General features: G+C 71.8%; 12 protein-coding genes. 5 read left to right on the plus strand and 7 right to left on the minus strand.

Annotation, left to right across the window (positions count from 1 at the left end):
* The first annotated feature begins 125 nt into the window (after nt 1–125).
* Nucleotides 126–917: a hypothetical protein gene (locus ACIP5O_RS22870; protein ID WP_401296153.1), complete on the plus strand. Its 792-nt coding sequence runs from the start codon at nt 126–128 to the stop codon at nt 915–917.
* On the opposite strand, the gene ACIP5O_RS22875 is transcribed toward ACIP5O_RS22870, so the two are convergent.
* The 3 genes from ACIP5O_RS22875 to ACIP5O_RS22885 form a co-directional block, all read right to left on the minus strand.
* Nucleotides 914–2,473, minus strand: coding sequence for an MFS transporter (locus ACIP5O_RS22875; protein ID WP_401296155.1), 1,560 nt, complete (start codon nt 2,471–2,473; stop codon nt 914–916). The genes ACIP5O_RS22870 and ACIP5O_RS22875 overlap by 4 nt on opposite strands.
* A 98-nt stretch (nt 2,474–2,571) precedes the next feature.
* Nucleotides 2,572–2,985 (minus strand): RidA family protein, encoded by a 414-nt coding sequence (locus tag ACIP5O_RS22880; RefSeq protein WP_381401886.1) that lies wholly within the window; start codon nt 2,983–2,985, stop codon nt 2,572–2,574.
* A complete protein-coding gene (locus ACIP5O_RS22885; protein ID WP_401296158.1) occupies nt 2,982–4,250 on the minus strand; it encodes an acyl-CoA dehydrogenase family protein in 1,269 nt (422 codons plus the stop codon). The genes ACIP5O_RS22880 and ACIP5O_RS22885 overlap by 4 nt, the downstream gene beginning before the upstream one ends.
* A gap of 390 nt (nt 4,251–4,640) precedes the next feature.
* On the opposite strand from ACIP5O_RS22885, the gene ACIP5O_RS22890 reads away from it, so the two are divergent.
* Nucleotides 4,641–6,263, plus strand: coding sequence for an AMP-binding protein (locus tag ACIP5O_RS22890; protein ID WP_401296160.1), 1,623 nt, complete (start codon nt 4,641–4,643; stop codon nt 6,261–6,263).
* Nucleotides 6,264–6,404: 141 nt separating this feature from the next.
* Complete coding sequence (locus tag ACIP5O_RS22895; RefSeq protein WP_356547354.1) at nt 6,405–7,232, plus strand: PaaX family transcriptional regulator C-terminal domain-containing protein; 828 nt, start codon at nt 6,405–6,407, stop codon at nt 7,230–7,232.
* A gap of 543 nt (nt 7,233–7,775) precedes the next feature.
* Here ACIP5O_RS22895 and ACIP5O_RS22900 read toward each other — a convergent pair.
* Both ACIP5O_RS22900 and ACIP5O_RS22905 read right to left on the minus strand, forming a co-directional pair.
* Nucleotides 7,776–8,189, minus strand: coding sequence for a hypothetical protein (locus ACIP5O_RS22900; RefSeq protein ID WP_401296162.1), 414 nt, complete (start codon nt 8,187–8,189; stop codon nt 7,776–7,778).
* On the minus strand, nt 8,186–14,938 hold the full coding sequence (locus ACIP5O_RS22905) for a polymorphic toxin-type HINT domain-containing protein (RefSeq protein ID WP_401296164.1): 6,753 nt from the start codon (nt 14,936–14,938) through the stop codon (nt 8,186–8,188). Before ACIP5O_RS22905 ends, ACIP5O_RS22900 begins: the two co-directional genes overlap by 4 nt.
* A 472-nt stretch (nt 14,939–15,410) precedes the next feature.
* Between ACIP5O_RS22905 and ACIP5O_RS22910 the strand changes: the two genes are divergently transcribed.
* Nucleotides 15,411–17,039 (plus strand): trypsin-like serine protease, encoded by a 1,629-nt coding sequence (locus ACIP5O_RS22910; protein ID WP_401296276.1) that lies wholly within the window; start codon nt 15,411–15,413, stop codon nt 17,037–17,039.
* Nucleotides 17,040–17,226: 187 nt separating this feature from the next.
* Nucleotides 17,227–18,204: an endonuclease/exonuclease/phosphatase family protein gene (locus tag ACIP5O_RS22915; protein ID WP_401296165.1), complete on the plus strand. Its 978-nt coding sequence runs from the start codon at nt 17,227–17,229 to the stop codon at nt 18,202–18,204.
* A gap of 80 nt (nt 18,205–18,284) precedes the next feature.
* Here ACIP5O_RS22915 and ACIP5O_RS22920 read toward each other — a convergent pair whose 3' ends face one another.
* A complete protein-coding gene (locus ACIP5O_RS22920; protein ID WP_401296167.1) occupies nt 18,285–20,582 on the minus strand; it encodes a bifunctional salicylyl-CoA 5-hydroxylase/oxidoreductase in 2,298 nt (765 codons plus the stop codon).
* Nucleotides 20,567–21,394 (minus strand): enoyl-CoA hydratase family protein, encoded by an 828-nt coding sequence (locus tag ACIP5O_RS22925; protein WP_401296169.1) that lies wholly within the window; start codon nt 21,392–21,394, stop codon nt 20,567–20,569. The genes ACIP5O_RS22920 and ACIP5O_RS22925 overlap by 16 nt, the downstream gene beginning before the upstream one ends.
* Nucleotides 21,395–21,484: the final 90 nt, after the last annotated feature.

Raw genomic sequence — 21,484 nt, forward strand, 5'->3', positions numbered from 1 at the left:
CAGGGCAGCGGGCGGCGGCCCGGAAGCCGCCCCTTGCGCCGACGGGCCGCCGTGCCGCTCCCTCCGCCCCCACCGATCCGGGCATACGCCAGCGGTGATCGCGAAGGCGGGCCTACGATCCCGCCGTGGACCCCTACTCGCCCGCGCCCTCGCCCCCGTCCCCCCAGCCCGTCGCGCGCCCCTGGTGGCGGCGTCCGGGGTTCGTCGCCATGGGGGTGCTGCTGGTGTTCGGGGGCGGTCTCCTGCTGTTCGGCGATCCGTCCGGAGGGCCGGGAGGGGGTGTCGCCGGGGCGAAGGGCGGTGGCCGGCCGGAGGTTCCCGCCGCTCCCTCCTCCGTCGCGACCACGAGTACTCCCTCCCCCGCGTCCACGGGTACGCCCTCCGCGTCCCCGACGCCCGCCGAGCCGCCGGAGCTCGTGGGGAAGGTGCTCAAGGAGGCACGGGGGCTTGCGGACGGGGCCGGGTACGACGTCGTGACGCACGACGCCTCCGACCGGGACGACGGGCAGTGGGACGCGGACGGGTGGAAGGTGTGCTTCCAGACGGCGGCCGGGCAGCGGGGCGGGGGCCGGCCCGTGCTCGACCTCGGGGTGGTGCGCGTCGAGTCGCCCTGCCCCGCGGCGGACGGGGAGGCGGTCTCCTGGCCGTCGATGCCGGGTGTCGCCGGGGCGGACTTCGTAAGGGCCGGGGAGATGCTGGAGGCGGTCGGGGTGGGGAAGGTGCGGCCGGAGAGCGTCTACACCGACGTCACGCTGCCCGCCGACCCGAGCGCGTGGCGGGTCTGCTTCCAGGATCCCGCGCCGGGCAAGGAGATCGAGAACCCCCAGTACGCGACCGCCTACCTCAAGCTCGCCCCGCCGGACGCCGCTTGCCCCGAGGAGCCGTACGCCCGGCTGCGGCCCGAGCCGACGCCCTAGCCGCCGCCCGGCATCATGCCCGCGCCGCCCTTGAGGCGTTCGATGTCCGAGGCGCGGACCTGGATGACGACGAGGGCGATCAGGGCGGCCACCGCGGCGAAGATCGCCGCCGTGACGAAGCCCGCCGAGACGCCCGAGGTCAGCACCTGGTCGCTCCAGGGCGGCGGGAGCTGGCCGGTCTCGGCGAAGCGGGCCTTCTCCAGGGGGCCCGCCTGGGAGAGGAAGGCGGGGACCTGCTTCTCCGCCTCGTTGCGGCTGGCGGTGCCGAAGACCGTGACCAGGATCGACAGGCCCAGCGATCCGCCGACCTGCTGCATGGCGTTGAGCAGGCCGGACGCGGCGCCCGAGTCGCGCGGTTCGACGTTGGAGAGCGCCATGATGGTCAGCGAGACGAACATCAGGCCCATGCCCATGCCGAAGACCAGGATCGGGCCGAGGATGCTTCCCAGGTAGGTGGAGCGCACGTCCGTCAGGGTCAGCCAGGCGAGGCCCGCGGCGGCGAGGACCGAGCCCGTCACCATGAAGGGCTTCGGGCCGTAGCGGGGCAGCAGGTTGGACGTGAGGCCGGCGCCGACCGCGATGATCGCGCTGACCGGCAGGAACGCCAGGCCCGCCTTCAGCGGGCTGAAGCCGAGCACCTGCTGCACGAAGAGCGTGAGGAAGAAGAACATGCCGAAGATGGCCGCCGCCAGGCACAGCATGATGGCGTAGGTGCCCGAGCGGTTGCGGTCGGCGAACATGCGCAGCGGGGTGATCGGCTGCTGGGAGCGGCGCTCGACCAGGATGAACGCGGCCAGGAAGACGACCGCCGCGACGAACGAGCCGATCGTGTACGGATCGCGCCAGCCCTCCTGGGCGGCCCGGATGAACCCGTACACCAGGGCCACCATGCCGAGCGTCGAGGTGAGCGCGCCGGTGAGGTCGAAGTGGCCGGGGCGCGGCTCCGACTCCTTGACGTGCCGGGGCGTCAGGAAGGCGATGAGCAGGGCGATGGGCACGTTGACGAAGAAGATCCAGCGCCAGTCGAGCCACTGGACGAGCATGCCGCCGGCCACCAGGCCGATCGCGCTGCCGCCGGCCGAGACGGCGGCGAACACGCCGAAGGCGCGGTTGCGTTCGGGGCCCTCGTCGAAGGTCGTGGTGATGAGGGAGAGCGAGGTCGGCGAGGCGATGGCGCCGCCGACGCCCTGGAGGGCGCGGGCGGCGAGGAGTTGCCACTCGCTCTGCGCCAACCCGCAGAAGAGGGAGGCGAGTCCGAAGAGCAGCACGCCGAACATGAAGACGCGGCGGCGGCCCAGGATGTCGCCGAAGCGGCCGCCGAGGAGGAGGAGGCCGCCGAAGGTGAGCGTGTAGGCGTTGACGACCCAGGCCAGGCTGGTGGTCGAGAAGTGGAGGGCGCTCTGGATGTGGGGGAGCGCGATGTTCACGATCGTGATGTCGAGGACGACCATCAGCTGGCAGGAGGCGATCACGAACAGGGCGATGCCCTTGCCGTCTCCTCCGCTTCCACGGGGTGCGGTCACCGTGGGAGTCGTCGGCTTCGGGGTGCTAGGCATGAGCGTTCATGGCGCGTAACGCCCTCACGGGAGGGAGCCGTGGGCCGGTCGGCCCACTTTTTCGACCCTAAGCCCGGTCCGGGAAGGCGACCAGTTGATCAAGCGTGCGCGGGCTCGTCCAGGACGGCGAAGCCGTCCAGCTCCACCAGGGCCTGCTCGTCCCAGAGGCGTACGACTCCGATCACGGCCATCGCGGGGTAGTCACGGCCCGCCAGTCTCCGCCAGATGCCGCCCAGTTCGCGGGCGTGGGCGCGGTAGTCCTCGACGTCGGTGGCGTAGACGGTGACCCGGGCGAGGTCGGCGGGGGTGCCGCCGGCGTGGCGCAGGGCGGTGAGGAGGTTGGCGAGGGCGGTGGTGAACTGCTCGGTGAGGGTCTCCCCCACGACCGTGCCGTCGGAGTCGAGCGCGGTCTGCCCGGCGAGGAAGACGAAGCGGGTGCCGGTGGCGGTGACGGCGTGGCTGAAGCCGGTGGGCGGGGCGAGGTCGGCGGGGTTGTGGCGGTGCAGGCTCACGGGGCCGGCTCCTTCCGGTCGACGGGGTGTCCCTGGTCCTCGCGGAGACGTTCCTCGCGGAGACGTTCCTCGCGGAGACGTTCCTCGCGGAGACGTTCCTCGCGGTCGCGTTCCTCGCGGTGGCGTTCCTCGCGGTGGCGTTCCTCGCGGTGGCGGGCGTACAGGTCCCTGGCGATGATCGTGCGCTGGACCTCGGTGGCCCCCTCGTAGATCCGGGGCGCGCGGACCTCGCGGTAGAGGTGCTCCAGGAGGTGGCCGCGCTGGAGGGCGGCGGCGCCGTGCAGCTGGACGGCGGAGTCGACGACGTACTGGGCGGTCTCGGTCGCGAGGAGCTTGGCCATGGCGGAGCGCCGGGGCACGTCCGGGTCGCCCCGGTCGTACGCGCTCGCCGCCGCGTGGACGAGGAGGCGGGCGGCCTCGGTACGGGTGGCCATCTCGGCGATCCGGTGCGAGACGGCCTGGAGGTCGGCGAGGACGCCGCCGAAGGCGGGGCGGTCGGCGGTGTGGGCGAGGGCCGCGTCCAGGGCGGCCTGGGCCATGCCGACGGCGAAGGCGCCGACGCTGGGGCGGAAGAGGTTCAGGGTGTGCATGGCGACCCGGAAGCCCTGGTCCGGGGCGCCGAGGAGGTCGTCGGGGCCGACGGGCACGCCGTCGAAGGTGAGGGTGCCGAGGGCGTGCGGGGCGAGCATGTCGAGCGGCTCGCCGCCGAGGCCGGGGCGGTCGGCGGGGACGAGGAAGGCGGTGACGCCCCGGGAGCCCGCGCCGGGGGTGGTGCGGGCGAAGACGGTGGCGAAGTCGGCCTCGGGGGCGTTGGAGATCCAGCGCTTCTCGCCGTGCAGGCGCCAGCCGCCGTGCCCGTCGGGGACGGCGTCGAGGGCGAGCGCGGCGGCGTCGGAGCCGGCGCCCGGCTCGGAGAGCGCGAAGGCGGCGACGGCCCGTCCGGCGGTGGCCCCGGGGAGCCAGCGGGCGCGCTGGGCGGGGGTGCCGAAGGCGGCGACGGGGTGGGTGCCGAGGCCCTGGAGGGCGAGGGCGGTCTCGGCCTCGGTGCAGACCCGGGCGAGGGACTCGCGCAGGAGGCAGAGGTCGAGGGCGCCGGCCTCGAAGAGGCGGGAGAGGAGTCCGAGGTCGCCGAGGGCGGCGACGAGGGGGCGGTTGACCCGGCCGGGTTCGCCCCGCTCGGCGAGGGGCTTCAGGTGCTCGGCGGCGAGGGTGCGGAGCTCCGCACACCAGGTGGTCTGTTCCGTGTCGAGCGAGAATGCGGGCATGCGGGCCCTCTCCGGCGCCCTCGGGCGCCCTCGTCGCAGCGCCGCCTTACGGCGCCTCCGTCCCGGCACCGTCCATCGGCGCCTCCGTCCCGGCGCCGCCCATCGGTGCCTCCGTCCCGGCGCCGCCTCCCGGCGCTCTCGTACCGGCGCGCGGTGGCGACTCGCCCGGGGCATGCCTCGGCGCCTCCGTCGCGGCGCGCGGCGGGGCCCTCGTGCCGACGCGCCCGGACGCGTCCGTCCCGCCGCCTTACGGCGACCCCGTGGCCCCGCCCTCCGGCGCCCCCCTTCCCGCGCCTCCCGGCACCCTTGTCGCGGACCGTTGACTGTCGTCACCATCACGATACGCTCGTGGAGCGACGGGCGACCCCACCACGACAGGGGGACGGACTCATGGAGCTGACACCCTCGGCCCACCTCGACACGTTCGCCCGTGACCGGCTGCCGCCGCCGGAGCAGTGGCCCGGCCTGCTCTTCGACCTCCCGGAGCTCGCGTACCCCGACCGGCTCAACTGCGGGACGGAACTCCTCGACCGCACGGTGGAACGTTTCGGCGCCGACCGGCCCGCCTTCCACGACGGTGAAGGCGGGACCTGGAGCTACGGGGAACTGCGGGACCGGGTCGACCGGACGGCCCACGTCCTCACCACCGACCTGGGCCTCGTGCCCGGCAACCGGGTCCTCCTGCGCGGGCCGACCACCCCCTGGCTGGCCGCCTGCTGGCTCGCCGTGATGAAGGCCGGCGGGGTCGCCGTCACCGTTCTGGCCCAGCAGCGCGCCCCCGAACTGGCCGTCATGGCCGACGCGGCCCGCTGCACCCACGCCCTCTGCGACGCCCGCTCCCTCGACGAACTCCTCGCGGCCCGGATCCCCGGGCTCCGGATCACTCCGTTCGGCGGGGACGGACCGGACGACCTGCTCATCCTCGGCGCCCGCCACCACGCCCCGTACGAGGCGGTGCCGACCGCCGCCGACGACGTGGCCCTCGTCGCCTTCACCTCCGGCACCACCGGCCGCCCCAAGGGCTGCGTCCACTTCCACCGGGACGTCCTGGCCGTCGCCGACACCTTCTCCGCGCACGTCCTGCGCCCGCTGCCCGACGACGTCTTCGCCGGTTCGCCGCCGCTCGCCTTCACCTTCGGCCTCGGCGGGCTCGTCGTCTTCCCCCTGCGCGCCGGGGCGAGCGCGGTCCTCCTCGAACAGGCCGGCCCGAAACAGCTCCTCGCGGCGATCGAGCGGCACCGGATCTCGGTGCTCCTCACCGCCCCGACCGCCTACCGGGTCATGCTCGACGAGCTGGCCCAGGGCATCGCCCCGGACACCGGCTCGCTGCGCCGCTGCGTCTCCGCCGGGGAGAACCTGCCGGAGGCGACCTGGCGGTCCTGGTACGCCCGCACGGGCCTGCGCCTGATCAACGGCATCGGCTCGACCGAGCTGCTGCACATCTTCCTGTCGGCCGCCGACGGCGACATCCGCCCCGGCACCACCGGCCGCCCGGTCCCCGGCTGGCGGGCCAGGATCGTCGACCGGGAGGGCCGGGAGGTCCCGGACGGCCGGGAGGGGCTGCTCGCGGTGCGCGGCCCGGTCGGCTGCCGCTATCTGGACGACCCCCGCCAGGCGGAGTACGTGCGCAACGGCTGGAACGTCACGGGCGACACGTACGTCCGCGAACCCGACGGCTGGTTCCGGTACGTCTCCCGGGCCGACGACATGATCATCTCGGCCGGGTACAACATCGCGGGGCCCCAGGTCGAGGAGGTCCTCCTCGGCCACCCCGACGTGGTGGAGACGGCCGTGGTGGGCCGCCCCGACGAGCTGCGCGGCCAGGTCGTCGTGGCGTACGCGGTGGTACGGGACGGGGTGCCGCGCGATTCGAGCACGGCCGCCGCGCTGCGGGCCTTCGTGCGCGCCCGCCTCGCCCCGTACAAGTCGCCCCGCGAGGTCGTCTTCCTGGACGCGCTGCCGCGCACGGCGACGGGCAAGCTCCAGCGCTTCCGGCTCCGGGAGCCGGTGTGACCCGGCCCGGTGTCCGGGCGCGGTCCGACGTACGAGCCCCGGCCCCGCACCCGGCGCGGCCCGCACCCCGCACCGCCCCGCATCCGCGTGACCTCGCCTGACGTGTGCACATCCGCCGCGCCCACCGCCTAAAGTGATCACGTGGCCGAGCAGCACACCCCCCGATCCCTGATCGTCTCCCTCTACGGCGCGTACGGGCGCACGTCCGACGGCTCGCCGGTGCCGGTGGCCGGGCTCGTCCGGCTGCTCGCCGCCGTCGGCGTGGACGCGCCCTCGGTGCGCTCCTCGGTGTCGCGGCTCAAGCGGCGCGGCCTGCTGCTGCCGCGACGGACGGCGGACGGGGCCGCCGGGTACGCCCTCTCGGAGGACGCCCGCCGGCTCCTGGACGACGGCGACCGCCGGATCTACGCCCGGAGCGAGCCGAAGCTGTCGGAGGGCTGGGTGCTCGCCGTCTTCTCGGTGCCCGAGGCCGAGCGCCACAAGCGGCACCTGCTGCGCTCCCGGCTCGGCCGCCTCGGCTTCGGCACGGCGGCGCCGGGCGTCTGGATCGCGCCCGCGCGCCTGTACGAGGAGACCCGCAACACCCTGGAGCGCCTGGAGCTCTCCCCGTACGTGGACCTCTTCCGGGGCGACCACCTGGGGTACGCGGCGACGGCGGAGGCGGCGGCCCGCTGGTGGGACCTGCCGGCCATCGCCGCGCTCCACGAGGAGTTCCTGAAGGTCCACGAGCCGGTCCTGCGGGCCCGGCGCAAGGACCCGGGCGACCCCGGGGACGCCTACCGGGACTACCTGCTCGCCCTCGACTCCTGGCGCCGCCTGCCGTACGCCGACCCGGTCCTCCCGGCGGAGCTGCTCCCCGACGACTGGCCGGGCCGCCGCTCGGCGGAGGTCTTCGCCGCCCTGCACGAACTGCTGCGGGACCGGGGCGCGGAGTTCGTACGGCCCTTCCTGGCCGGGGACGGGGAGTAGGACACCGGGCGCGTCGGCCGAGGGCCGCCGCCGGCGGGTGGGACGCGACCACCAGGAGCACACCGAGCCGGTGCGGCGGGCTCATCGGGCCTCCTCGGTGAACTCCCAGGGCGCGGCGGGGCGTGCATATCGAAAGGACCACCCGCACCCGATCCTTCGCAGCCCTGTTCCGCCGCATCAGTTTCCATGACCTGCGGCACTCGGCAGCCAGCCCGCTCTGGAACAGGGCACCGAACTCGTGGTCATCAAGGAACTCTTCGGTCATGCCCGCATCGGCGTCACCGCCACCGTCTACGCCCACGTCCGACTCCGCCTCCAGCGCGAGGCCATCGTCCTCGGCAACGCCCCCGCGACCCCGCCCAGCCAGACGAGGGCGACGAACCTCCGCTTTGTGCAGCCCCCGTCCGCTGACGTTGCAGTCAACCATTGCCGTCACCCCACACAGAAGCCCGCCAGAGCACACCCGGCGGGCTTCCAATTTGCTGCCACTATACAGCATTGCACCTATGCGTCACCTGGAAAGGCCAACGCGAAATCGGAATCTTACTCGATCTCGATCAAGTTAAGGCGATATTCGCGCCGCACATCCTCTACGAAACGCTTCCTTCCACTGTTTACCATACCGCGAGCCCACCAGAATTCTTCTGGCACCCCAGGGAAGGCGTCCGGAATCAGAAGCGCGCGAAACCTGGAGTCGACCCCCTTCACCCTTGCGCGCAGTTGTGACATCTCAGGGAACACCTGCAACTCGACAGAATTCAGAGCCCGCTCCAATGAATCCCGCGAAGTGAGGTCATTGAAGTAATCTTCGACGTCGTGCGGGTAGCCCCGCTCGCAATCATCAACGAACTTCGACCAGCGCCCCAGGAGCGCCTCCGGGGTGGTGTCCCGCCACCGGCCAGACGCCTCGATGAAGCTGGAGAACGCTTCTTGGAAGTTAGCGGTTCTTTGATTCACCGGGCCGCTTCCCTTGTAAAGTATGCGGCTGGGTCATCCGGCCGGAAGTAGGTCGTAATGGTGTTTCCGTTTCTCATTCCAACCTTCCCCTGCGAGTCCATTCGGATAATTACTCCGTCACTCCGAACAGCCTCACGAGCACCGGCCGGGCAAGTCTCTGAACACATCAGAGACTTCGCGTCGGCCACGTAGTTTTCAAAGCCCTTGTCGAGATCCTTGATGTCGTACTCGGGCATGTCTGGCGTACGCGTCGCCTGGCCGGCATCGTCCAGCCCCAGCACATGCTTGTCGAAGTGCTCGTCTGCCTTACCTGGCGCGAAGTCACAGTTGTGGACCAGCACCGGCGTGGTTCCGGCCACTACATAGTACGTGTGGAGGTTGTTGACCGTGAGGTTGTGGACCTTGGCCTGCTGGGTCCAGCGCTTGACCGTCGTGACCTGGACGTAGGTGCCGGCCGAGGTGCGGAGGGTGTCGCCCGGTTCGAGGGCGGTGGCGTCGGTCCAGCGGGCGGTGTTCACCACCCAGAAGGGGTGGTTGTGGGTCGCGATGATCTTTCCGGTCTTGGTGCCGGTGGAGCCGTCGAGGTCCACGGTCAGTTCGACCAGGTGCTTCTCGCCGGAGCCGACGATGGTGTGGACGACCTCTTCCGACTTCGTCGTGTCGGTCTCGGGGTCGGTGGCCAGGACCTCGTCGCCGTTGGTGACCTCTTCGATCGGTTTGGTCGTGCCGTCGGCCATCAGGACGGGTGTTCCCGGGGCGAAGCTGTTCTTGCAGGTGACGCCTTCCAGGGCCTCGTCCGGGGCCTTCGCCTCGGCCGCCTCGTCCGCGAGTTTCGCGGCCTGGCGTTCGGCCGCCACGGCTTCGTCCGCCGCCTCGAGGGCCTTGTCGGCCGCGCGGATGTCGCCCCAGGCCTCGGAGAGGCGGCCCCAGGCCTTCCACGCCTTGTAGCCGGCCTTGGCCATCTTGAAGAGCTTGCCCCAGGGGACGAAGTTGAGGGCCGTGTTGATGCAGGCCCAGACGTCGCCCTTGGTGAAGCAGTCGCGGGCGTCGTTGTAGCCGATGAGATCGCCGATGATGTTGACGATCTCCTTCTTGATCGCCTCCACCTTCCGGTGAGCGGCCTCCTTGTTGTCCCGGGCCTCTCGCGCCTTCTTCTCGGCCTTGGTCTCGCTCGGCTTGGCCATGCCTCGCTTGGAGTAGTACTCGTCGTTGTAGTTGACGTCGAAGCCGCCGTTTCCGGTGGGCTTGCAGCTGACGCCGATGAGGCCGCAGTCGTCGGGCGCCAGGCCGGTCGGGTCCGAGAAGGTGGCCGGGTTGTTGTTGCCGTAGCCGTACGCGTCGCCGGTCTTGTCGAGCAGTGGGTCGACCGAGATGAAGGAGGCGATGGCGGGGTCGTAGTAGCGGGCGCCGGTGGCGATGAGGCCGGTCGAGTCGTCCCTCGGCTGACCGAGGAAGTCGCGGTCGGTGGTCTCCTCCAGCTGGTTCTCGCCGCCGCGGGGCGCCCCGAAGGGGGTGTAGCGCTGGCGGGTGACGGCGCCGGTGGTCTGGTCGACGGCGACGGAGGCGGTGCCCTGGGCGTCGCTGACCAGGACGCTGGTGACGCTGGTGCCGGCGCCCGTGCCGGTGCGGACGACGCCGCCGTCGTAGTAGCGGGTCGCCTTGGTGCCGGTGGTGGAGGTGGTGACCTCCATGCCGTCGAGGTAGAGCGTCGAGCCCGTGGGCTCGTTGCGGATCAGGCGCTGCCCGTCGGGGCCGTAGACGAAGGAGGTCTCCTTGCCGTCGGCCGTGGCGATCTTGGTGAGCTGCTCGAACTCCCAGGTGAAGGTGTCGGTCCTGCCGTCGGTGGTGCGGCTGGTGAGCTGACCCGTCTTGTTGTAGTGGTAGGTCGCGCCGCCGACCTTGACGGGTGCGTGCGAGTGCGCCGCGGTGTCGCCGGTCGGTCCGTAGGAGTGGGCGGTGGTGATGCCGTCCTTGACGGTGCTGAGGAGCCGGCCGGACTCGTCGTAGGCGTACTGCTCGTCGTAGGGCGCCGGACCCCACGCGCTCGGCTGGGTGCAGCCGGTCGCGCCGTTGGTCCACATCTGGGTCCAGGCGCGGGTCATGCGGTGGCCCAGGTCGTAGCCGTAGCACTGCTGCTGGGCGGTGAGGGCGTCGTTGACCGCGAGGACGTTGCCGACCTGGTCGTAGCGGTAGTTGAGGTCCTGGACGCGGGCGCCGTAGGAGACGGCGTTCATGTTGGTCAGGCGGCCGGTGACCTCGTCGTAGACGTAGCCCCGTTCGACGTGGCGGTCGCCGGTGCCGGCGGTGCGGGTGACGAGCCGTCCGAGGCCGTCGTAGACGAGGTCCGAGGTGTAGTCGGCGAGGGTGCTGGAGACTCCGGTGACGAAGCCGAGGTCGTCATAGGTGGTGTTGACCCGCTCCTCGGGGAGACCCCCGGCGGCCGGGTAGACGATCGAGGTCGGCGCGCCGCCGTCGGTGTACTCGTAGGAGTAGGAGTAGGTGCCGGCGAGGGCGCCTTCCTCGGCCGGGATGACGGTCTGCTTGCCGGTGGGGCGCCCGTGGTCGTCGTAACCGAGGACCCTGGTGGTGTACGCGCGTCCGTTCTGGAAGCGGGTGGACTCCACCGGCTTGCCCAGGCCGTTCGGCAGCGTGTCGTAGGTGAAGCCGGCGACGGGCGTCTGGGTGCCGTCGCTGATGCGGCGGATGTCGAGCGGGCGGCCGAGTTCGTCGTAGGCGTAGACCGTCTCGCGCAGTTCGGCGTCCGTGCTGGACTTCAGCCGGCCCGCGAGGTCGTAGGCGAACCACTGCCGGCCGCGGTCGGGGTCGTTCGTCTCGAGCAGACGGCCTTGCCAGTCGTAGGCGTAGCTGGAGGTGACGTCGAGGTTCTCGTCCTTCTTGGAGACCGTTTCGCCCCGGATGTTGTACGCGAAGGTGGTGGTGGCGGTCTTTCCGGCGGCCACCTGGGCGACCGTCTTGGTGGTCTGGCCGAGGGCGTTGACGTAGGTGGTGGCGGCGCCGCCGGTCGGCGGGGTGACGGTCGTCCGGTCCGCCGCGTAGGCGGTGGTGGTCTTCCACTTGAAGACGCCCTTGGAGTACAGGGCGCTCTCGGTGGTCTGGCCGAGGGAGTCGTAGGTGGTGCGGGTCTCGGAGGGCCACTGCGCGGCGGGGGGCGAGGCGAGTCCGCTGCCTGCCGTGCCCGTCACGTAGAGCGGTCCGGAGGAGGTGACGCCGCGGCCCTGGTCGTCGAAGGTTCCCGTGGTGACGACGCGCCCGCCGAGCGGTGAGGGCGTCTGGGTCTCGACGGTGTTGCCGAGGGTGTCCGTGTAGGCGTAGGAGGTGGAGAAGTACGGCTGGACGGAGCCGTCCTTCGTCTTGAAGCCGAGGAGTCGGCGGGTGGTGACGCGGGAGGCGGCGTTGGCCGCCATCTGGTACTCGAACGCGTAGCTGGGCGGGTACTCGGCGGCGGTGGGATCACCGGGCAGGCGTGCTTCGGTGACCCGGCCGAGGGCGTCGTACACGGTGGTCGTGGTGCCGCCGTTGTTGTCGACGACCTTGACGGGGTTTCCGCGCAGCGGGTCCAGGTCGGTGTCGGTCGTGTACCCCTTGGCGTTGCTGACGCTGATCTGCGCGGGGTTGCCGGTGGGCGGGGTGTAGACGGTCTTGGTGGTGGCGCCCTCGGGGTCGATGGCGTTCAGGCCGCGGCCGTACTGGTCGTACGTGGTGTAGGCGCGGGAGGAGGTCTCCTTGTTGAACCAGACGTCGACGCGGGTCACGTCTCCCCGGGTGGCGGGCGCCCCCAAGTCGGCGACCGCGTGCTTGCCGTCGTAGTAGCTGTCGCTGCGCGAGTGCACCGTGGTGCCGCAGGCGGTACCGGTGACGTCGCGGAGTTCGACGCGGTAGGGGGTGACCAGGAGGAACTTGGGGGCGGCGTTGTTGACGGCGAAGCTGGTCACCGTGCACTTGGCGTCCGTGTCGACGGCCAGGTCGCCTTCGTCGAGGACCTTCTCCGGCATGCCCCAGGTGCCGTTGTAGGTGGTGGTGTTGCGGGTGGTGCGGTATCCGCCCGCGGCGGTGCGGGCCTTGCTGGTGGTGGTCTGGGGGCGCACGAAGTAGGAGTCGTGGTCGCCGGCCCCGTCGACGAGCCGCTTGTACCAGTGCTGGGTCTTCGTGGCCTTCAGGACGGTGCCGCCGTCGCCGGTGAGGTCTTCGGTGGTGCGGACCTGGCCGGCGAGGTACTCGTAGTCGGTGAGGTCCTCGGCCGGGTAGAGGTCGGCGAAGGAGTCCGCCGCGACCTTGACGCCCTTGGTGCCGCCCGTCGCCGTGCGGTCGCCGTTCATGCCGCGGTGGTAGCGGCTGCGGGAGACGGCCGCGGAGGCTCCGGTGCCGGCCTTGACGACCACTTCGGAGTAGCCGCGCCAGTCGGACCAGGACTGCTTGGCCACCGGGGTGAGCTCGTCGTCGCTCCAGTGCCAGGCCGCGCCGCCGGAGTACTGGTAGGTGACGGGCTTCTCGGGAGTGAGGTTGGCGCCGTCCTGGGCGGCGACCTTGAGGGTCAGGTACTTGTGGAACCAGCCGGTGGTCTCGGTGCCGCCCGCGGGCACGTAGCGGACCTTGTAGCACAGGCGGGTGTTGGTGGACTCGTCGGTCGGCAGGGTGGCGGGGGTGCAGCCCTCGGTGGCCTGGCCGTCGCCGTCGGCGTCGAGGCCGTAGGTCACCCGGGTGCGTCCGCCGAGTTCGTTGGTGACGGTGCCGATCCGCCAGGAGTTCATCTTCGGGCTGCCGGCCGGCGGGTCGACGCGGTTGGGCAGCAGGGTGCCGTTGAAGTCCGTCGGCCGCAGGGCGAGCGTGGTGCCGTTGGCGGCGTAGCCCGTGCGCGTGATTTTCGACAGCCACAGGCTGGGGTCGAAGTTGGTCTCCCCGGTGGCCGGGAACTGGTGGACGAAGGTGTACGCGTCCACCGTGCGGTGGGCCTTGGCCGGGTCGCGGTCGGCGACCTGGGCGTCGACGCGGGTCAGGAAGCGGGTGTCGAAGAACGCCGGCTGGAACTTGTCCGGGCAGGACGTCGCCGTGCAGATCAGGTCGACGGGCACGTCGGGGTAGGAGGCGGCGGTGCTGCTCGCGGTGGGGGCGGCGCAGGTGTCGTTCAGCGCCGTGCAGCGGTAGGAGTAGGTGAAGGCGACGCGTCCCGGGGCCTTGGTGGCCTCGGCTCCCGGGCGGTGGCCGTACTCGATCGTCTTGAGGTAGCCGCCGCGGTCGTAGGAGACGGTGGGGGCGGTGCCGCCCTTCTGGTGGTAGCGGTTGGTGTCCTTGCCGTAGAAGTACGTCGCCTCGGTGTCGTGGCGGTCCTTGACCAGGGAGAGGTTCCAGCGCCAGGCCTGGTTGCAGAACGTGCCCTCGCAGGGGCTGCCGGCCTTCTTGCCGTAGACGGGGACGGTCCAGGTGGAGTTGGTGGCCGTGCCCGTGGTGGGCTGGGCGGCGAGGCCGAAGTAGTAGCGGGTGCCCTCGGGGGTGGAGACGACCCAGTGCTCGCCGTTCTCGTCGCCGTTGGCCTCGTCGTTCCAGCGCTCGATCTTCCAGCCCTGGTCGTTCTTGAGCCGCCAGTTGGTCTTGTCGACCCTGATGAGTTCGCCCGAGACGCCGTTGAGGGAGATGGTGGCGTTGTCGCCGGCCCAGCACAGGTCGCCCCAGGTGGGCTCGCCCTGCTCGCTGCAGGACTGGTAGCGGCGCTCGATGTAGCTCTGGCCGATCTCCCAGCCGGTGCCGATCACGGATGCCTGGTTGTTGCTGGCGGACGTGCGGCCGTCGACGGCCTGGGAGGAGTACGACAGGCCGATGGCCGGGTCGGACCCGCCGGGGACGTCGGGGAGGGTGAGGGGGTAGGAGTAGGAGAAGTTTCCGGTGTTCCCCCCCGCCTGCCAGGACCCCGTGGCGGGCAGGGCGGTGGCCTTGAAGGAGCCGGTGTCGCCGGCGGCGCCGGCGGACAGCGCGTAGACGGCGGGCGCGGCGGCGGCCCGCGAGGCCGAGGGCGTCCCGGACCGGGACGGGACCGCGGGGGTGAGGGTGACGTCGGCGGTCAGTTCCCCGGCGCGGCGGTCGTTGCGGGTGGCCACGGGTTCGGCCTTGGTACACGTGGCGTCGTTCGGCCGGGTCAGCACGCAGGCGGGGTAGCGGACCAGGCGCACGCGGTCGGAGAAGTTCGCTCCGGCGGCGCCCTTGACCCCGGTGTAGTTCACGTGGACGCGTGTCCGCCGCCGCTCGTCGGAAGCGGGCTTCGGCGTGGAAGCGGTGTGCCCGGACGCGGCCTTGTCGGCTGCGGTGGCCGACGGGGCGTCATCAAGGGGTGAGGCGCCGGCTTCGTCGGGGGTGAGGGTGAAGGCGATGCCGCCCGCGCCGAGCCGGCGCGCGCCGGCGTGGTCCAGCGTGCTGACGCGCACCTTTCCGGGTGTTGCGGATCCAAGGGGGGTCACCGTCACCGGGTCGGCCGCGGTCGCCTTGTGTCCGGGACGCGGAGTGACCGTCGTGGTTCTGGTCTCCGGCCAGGCGGGCGCGGCGCTCGTGGGCGCGGTGGGCAGCGCTTCGAGGGCGGCCAGCGGCTTCGGGGCGTGGCCGGCGGTGATCGCCTCGGTCGAGCCGCCGACGGCCCGCGCGTCGCCGGTCGGCTGGGACCGGAAGGCGTCCGCGGGCGTCAGCGACACCGCGAAGGCGAGCACCGTGGCCCCGGCGACCAGCTTCAGGCGACGCTGGAACACGCGCCCGCGGATTCTTTTCCCGAGGCGCCGACTTGGGTTTTTCACTTCTTCTCTCAATCCCCCCATGCGCCTACTCCAGGCGCAGGAAGACACGAGATATACCAGCGGAATGCAGGCCTGAAAAGAGCTGGACCGAGGAATGAAATTTATACACCGAGTCCGTTTTGCTCCCGCTTAATCGACCTCCTCCCTCAACCTTTAGCGGCGAAATGGACAAATCGGAAAGGGAGGGGGGTGGTCGAGATCACACCACACTTGACGTTGTGGCAGAAAACAGGTTGACACCCCTCTGACCTGCTCTTACAGTGAGCCGATCAATCGACTCTGCCAAGCTGGGGGGCCCACAGGAGTCGGGGGGGAACACCTTCGCGCCCATAGCGGTGCCCGATTCCATTCGGGTATCGCTCGATTCGGCGTGCTCATTCTCCCCCGCGTGGCACCGCTTTCGCCTGGCTTCAAGCTGGAGCATCACATGGGTAAGAATTCATACCGGAGAGCGGGACGCCGGTTTGTCTCAGGTCTCGCGGGCGCCCTTCTCGCGATTATCGGTGCGACCGCGACAGCGGGCCCGGCAACGGCCGATGACGGCCCCACCGTCACGCCGTACATCGTCGGCGGAACGAACACGGACATCGCCCAGGCGCCCTGGATGGTGGCGGTCTACGAGAAGGTGGGCACCGGCTACGCGTTCCGCTGCGGCGGTGTTCTCGTCAGTCCGAACCACGTCGCCACGGCGGCTCACTGCGTCAAGCTCCGCACGGCCGGTGACCTGAAGGTGATCTCGGGTCGCACCAACCTCCAGGAGGACACCGGCGTCGAACGCTTCGTCACAAAGAAGTGGGAGCAATCCGCCTACAGCAACGTGGGCGACGGCTCCTACGTCAACGACCTGGCGCTCCTGAGCCTGCACAAGCCGCTGTCCGTCACGCCGCTGGCCATCGCCGGCAGCTCCGCCGTCTACACCCCCGGCACGATGGGCACCGTCTACGGCTGGGGCGGCACCTACGCCGGCGACCCCGACGGAAGCTCCCCCCTGCGCAGCGCCCAGGTCCCCGTGGTCGCCGACTCCACCTGCGCGGACCAGTACCGGGCGAACAACGTCTCCATCGACACGACGACGGCCGTGTGCGCGGGCGACCTCGCTTCGGGCAACACCTTCTGCAGCGGCGACGAAGGCGGCCCCCTCGTCGTGGGCGGCACCCTCGTCGGCATCGCCTCCTTCAGCCCCGGCTGCAACAACTCGGTCGGCTACGGCGTCTACACCCGGATGACCGCGTTCAAGACCGAGGTCAAGAACGAGACCCGCGTCCAGTCCCAGGACGACCTCACCGGCGACGGCATCGCCGACCTGGCCTCCGTGTGGACGGACGGCAGCCTGCACGCCTACCCCGGCGACGGCCGGGGCGGACTGATCAACGCCCAGACCCAGCTCTGGGGGGACAAGTCCTGGCTCACCGCCAAGCACCTGGTGAAGGGCGACTTCACCAACGACGGCGTCGCCGACTTCATGTCCGTCTGGGGCGACGGCACCCTGCACCACTACCGCGGCAAGGGCGACGGCACGATCGTCGCGGGTCAGACTGCGGTCACCGTGGGCGGTTCCACCTGGGACGGCGTCAAGCACCTGACGGCCGGGGACTTCACCGGTGACGGCATCGCGGACCTCATGGCCGTCTGGGCGGACGGCACCCTGCACCTCTACCGCGGCAGGGGCGACGGCACGATCGACCAGCAGGTCACGGTCGCCCTCGGCGGCAACACCTGGGGCACCACCAGGGGCCTGACCGCCGGCGACTACAACGGCGACGGCGTCGCCGACCTGATGGCGATCTGGACCGACGGCACCCTGCACTACTACCAGGGCCGCAACGACGGCACCCTCAGCCCGCAGGTCCCGGTCACGGTCGGTGGCATCACGTGGGACACCGTCCTGCACCTGACCAGCGGCGACTACAACGGCGACGGCTACGCCGACCTCATGGCGATCTGGTCGAACGGCACCCTGCACAGCTACGCGGGCAAGGGCAACGGCCAGATCAACACGCAGAACGCCATCACTCTCGGCGGCGACACCTGGAAGACGACCCGTCAGCTCGCCTGAGCACCGAGGCCGCTCCACACCGAGCGTGCCGGGCGCCCTCGCCGCCCGGCACGCCCACCCGCTCGTCCCCCTCCCCCGTGCACCGGCGCCACGACGCCCGGGACCGGCTGCGGACACCGGTCCGCAGCCACGACCGCCGCGACCCTCGGCGCCGGCACGGGGGCCCACACCCGTACGAAGGACTGCGTTGAAGAGCTTCAAGGCACTCGCCACCACCCTGGGAGCCGCGGCGGCGCTGCTGTTCACCACCCTCGCCGCTCCCACGCCCGCCGCTGCGGACACCGTCCCCGCCAACACCCCGCAGGCGCTGCGGTTCGTCACGTACAACATGTGCGGAAACATGTGCAAGGAGGGCACCGGCCCGACCGGCTACGACAACGCGCACCGCATCGAGAGCATCGTCGCGGAGGCCGGTGCCTCCGGCTGGAAGGCCGATCAGATCTTCCTCCAGGAGGTGTGCCAGGACCAGTACACCGAGCTGAGCACCAAGCTCGCCCCCCTGGGGTTCAACGGCCGGTTCGCCGGCGCCCTCACCGGGCAGAGCGGCGCGTGCGGCGGTGACCCCTACGGCGTGGCCCTCTTCGTCAAGGGCGCCATCGTCCAGACCAAGACCCTGGACCTGTCCCAGGGCACGGAGAGCGAACCGATCCTCGTGCCCTGCGTGAAGAGCTACCTGCAGGGCCGGCTGAACTGGGCCTGCACGGTCCACCTGTACTGGGCCGACAACCCGGTCCGGGACGTCGAGGCCGCCGAGCTGCGCTGGCAGGCCGAAGCCTGGGAGAAGACCGGTACCCCGGTCGTCCTGGGCGGCGACTTCAACGGCTTCCCGAACGAGGCGTTCATGGACGGCTACTACGGCCCCGCCGTGGGCAGCGGTGCGAAGGGCGTGTTCACCGAGGCCGACCAGAGCGACCCCGCCCTCGAGACCGACAAGGGCAACGACCCGGCCTGCGCGTCCGGCGCCGTCCCCTGCCAGGGAGGCGAATCCACCTTCCGGAGCAAGGGCGACGACCTCGCCGACCCTGCCGACGACTACGACTGCAAGATCGACTACCTGTTCTTCAGCAGCCGGCACTTCAAGGACGTCGTCGGCGACTCCCTGCCGCTCGACACCGAGGCCTCCGACCACCACCTCGTGCGCGGAGCGGCCAACTGGGCCTCCTGAGCCCCGGAACCCGGCGCGAGCGCCATCGACTGTGCCCCGTGTGCGAAGGACCGTTCCTTCACGCACGGGGCACAGCCCGTCTAGTCGCGACGCCCGGTGGGAGGCCGGCGGCTGCCCGCGCGGTACGGGGTCGGCCAGGGGGCCGCCGGGCCCTCGTAGCCCTGTTCGGCCGCCGCGTGGAGGGTCCAGTGGGGGTCGTAGAGGTGGGGGCGGGCGAGGGCGCAGAGGTCGGCGCGGCCGGCCAGGAGGAGGGAGTTGACGTCGTCCCAGGAGGAGATCGCGCCGACCGCGATCACGGGGATCCCGGTCTCGTTGCGGATGCGGTCGGCGTACGGGGTCTGGTAGGAGCGGCCGTGGGCGGGGGTCTCGTGGGGGACGACCTGGCCGGTGGAGACGTCGATCGCGTCGGCGCCGTGCGCGGCGAGGGCGCGGGCGATCGCGACGGCGTCCCTGGCGGTCGTGCCGCCCTCGGCCCAGTCGGTGGCCGAGATCCGGACGGTGAGGGGCCGGTCGTCGGGCCACGCCTCCCGTACCGCGTCGAGGACTTCGAGGGGGAAGCGGAGGCGTCCTTCGAGGTCGCCGCCGTAGGCGTCGGCGCGGTGGTTGGTGAGCGGGGAGAGGAAGCCGGAGAGCAGGTAGCCGTGGGCGGCGTGGAGTTCGAGGAGGTCGAAGCCGCTGCGGGCGGCGCGCCGGGCGGCGGCCGTGAACTCCTCGCGCACGGCGGTGAGTCCGGCGCGGTCGAGGGCGGTCGGGGTCTGGTTGACGCCGGGCCGGTACGGGAGGGGTGAGGCGGCGACGAGGGGCCAGTTGCCCTCGGGCAGCGGTCGGTCGATCCCCTCCCACATGCGCCGGGTGGAGCCCTTGCGGCCTGAGTGGCCGAGCTGGACGCCGAGCGCGGTGCCGGGCGCGCCGGTGTGGACGAAGTCGGTGATCCGGCTCCAGGCGGCGGCCTGTTCGTCGGTCCAGAGGCCGGTGCAGCCGGGGGTGATGCGGCCGGTGGGGCTCACGCAGACCATCTCGGTCATGACGAGCCCGGCGCCGCCGAGGGCCCTGGACCCCAGGTGGACGAGGTGGAAGTCGCCGGGGACGCCGTCCTGCGCGACGTACAGGTCCATGGGGGAGACCACGATCCGGTTGCGCAGGGTCAGTCCGCGCAGCCGGAAGGGGGTGAACATGGGCGGGGTGCCGGGCGGGCAGCCGAAGTCGTCCTCGACGGTGGCGGTGAAGGCGGGGTCGCGCAGGCGCAGGTTGGCGTGGGTGACGCGGCGGCTGCGGGTGAGGAGGTCGAAGGCGAAGCGGCGGGGCGGCCGGTCGACGCGGTCCGCGAGCTCCTCGAACCAGTGGAGGCTGGCGGCGGCCGCGCGCTGGGTGGACGCGACGGCGGGGCGGCGCGCGGTCTCGTAGGCGGCCAGGGCCTCGTCCGTGGTGCGGTGCGCGTCGAGGTTGTCGGCGAGGGCGAGGGCGTCCTCGACGGCCAGTTTGGTGCCGGAGCCGACGGAGAAGTGCGCGGTGTGGGCGGCGTCGCCGATGAGGACGGTGTTGCCGTACGACCAGCGGTCGTTGACGACCGTGCGGAAGGCGGTCCAGGCGGAGTTGTTGGCGCGCAGCCTCCGGCCGCCGAGCGTCCCGGCGAAGAGTTCGGCGCAGCGGGCGGCGGATCCGGCCTCGTCGAGCACGTGGAGGCCGGCGGCGCGCCAGACCTCCTCGCGGGCCTCGACGATGACGGTGGAGGAGCCGGACTCGTAGGGGTAGGCGTGGAGTTGCAGCACGCCGTGGCCGGTCTCGGCGGTCTCGAAGCGGAAGGCGTCGAGGGCGAAGTCGGCGGCGAGCCAGATGTAGCGGCAGCGGTGGGTGGTGATCCGGGGGCGGAAGTGCGCGGCGTACGCCCGGCGGGTGCGGCTGTGGACGCCGTCGGCGGCGACGACCAGGTCGTTCCGGGCGGCCAGTTCGGCGGCGGGCGGGGCCTCGGCGCGGAAGCGGAGCCGTACGCCGAGGTCGGCGCAGCGGGCGTGCAGGATCTCCAGGAGCCGGCGGCGGCCGAGGGCGGCGAAGGCGTGGCCGGTGGAGGTGGTGCGCCGGCCCCGGTGGACGACGTCGATGTCCTCCCAGCGGACGAGTTCGCGGTCGAGCGCCGCGTACACGACGGGGTCGGCGTCCCGGATCCCGCCGAGGGTCTCGTCGGAGAGGACGACGCCGAAGCCGAAGGTGTCGGTGGGCGCGTTCCGCTCCCAGACGGTGACCTCGCGCCGGGGGTCGCGCCGCTTGAGCAGGGCGGCGGCGTAGAGCCCGCCGGGGCCGCCGCCGACGACGGCGATGCGGGAGGGGGACGCGGGGCGGGGCCCGCCCGGGGCCCCTTGCGCCGTTACCGGCCCCGCCACTTCGGGGGTCTCTTCTCGGTGAAGGCGGCGTGGAACTCGGCGTAGTCCTCGCCGTGCATCAGGAGGGCCTGGGTGGCCGCGTCCAGTTCGACCGAGGCGGCCAGGGGCATGTCGAGTTCGGCGGTGAGCAGGGCCTTGGTCTGGGCGAGGGCGAGCGCGGGGCCGTCGGCGAGGCGGCGGGCGAGGGCGGCGGCGCGGGCGTCGGCGGCGCCCTCCCCGGTGAGTTCGCTCAGGAGGCCGATGCGCTCGGCCTCGGCGGCGTGGACGGGTTCGCCCAGCATGAGGAGCCGGGTGGCGTGGCCGAGGCCGACGACCCGGGGCAGCAGGTAGGCGGCGCCCATGTCGCCGCCGGAGAGGCCGACCCGGGTGAAGAGGAAGGCGAAGCGGGTGGTGGGGTCGGCGATCCGGAAGTCGGCGGCCAGGGCGAGGACCGCCCCGGCGCCCGCGGCGACGCCGTGCAGGGCCGCGACGACGGGGAAGGGGCATTCGCGCAGGGCGCGGACGACCTGGCCGGTCATCCGGTTGAAGTCGAGGAGCCGGGCGGTGTCGAGGGAGAGGGTGGCGCCGATGATCTCGTCCACGTCGCCGCCGGAGCAGAAGCCGCGGCCCTCGCCGCCGAGGACGAGGGCGCGGACGGTCCGCTCGCGGGAGAGCTCGGCGAGGAGGTCGCGCAGGTCGGCGTAGGCGCCGAAGGTGAGGGCGTTGAGTTTCGCGGGCCGGGCGAGGGTGACGGTGGCGACGCCCTCGTCGACGTCCAGGCGTAGGTGGCGCCAGCGGGCGGTGCGGGGCGCGGAGCCGGTGAAGGGACTCATCCGGAACGGCCTCCTTCCTCCGCCCGGAGCGTATCACTGATATGTGACTGTCGTCACGAGTACGCGACAGACCTGTCCACAGGGCCTCGC

Origin of the sequence: Streptomyces sp. NPDC088915 (assembly GCF_044749825.1) — a bacterium.
In the GTDB taxonomy this organism is placed as follows: domain Bacteria; phylum Actinomycetota; class Actinomycetes; order Streptomycetales; family Streptomycetaceae; genus Streptomyces.

Bases quoted from the DNA above. Each gene is read 5' to 3' on its own strand.
- ACIP5O_RS22875 (WP_401296155.1), bottom strand. From the start codon at position 2,473: ATGCCTAGCACCCCGAAGCCGACGACTCCCACGGTGACCGCACCCCGT.
- ACIP5O_RS22885 (WP_401296158.1), bottom strand. From the start codon at position 4,250: ATGCCCGCATTCTCGCTCGACACGGAACAGACCACCTGGTGTGCGGAG.
- ACIP5O_RS22890 (WP_401296160.1), top strand. From the start codon at position 4,641: ATGGAGCTGACACCCTCGGCCCACCTCGACACGTTCGCCCGTGACCGG.
- ACIP5O_RS22910 (WP_401296276.1), top strand. From the start codon at position 15,411: ATGGGTAAGAATTCATACCGGAGAGCGGGACGCCGGTTTGTCTCAGGT.
- ACIP5O_RS22925 (WP_401296169.1), bottom strand. From the start codon at position 21,394: ATGAGTCCCTTCACCGGCTCCGCGCCCCGCACCGCCCGCTGGCGCCAC.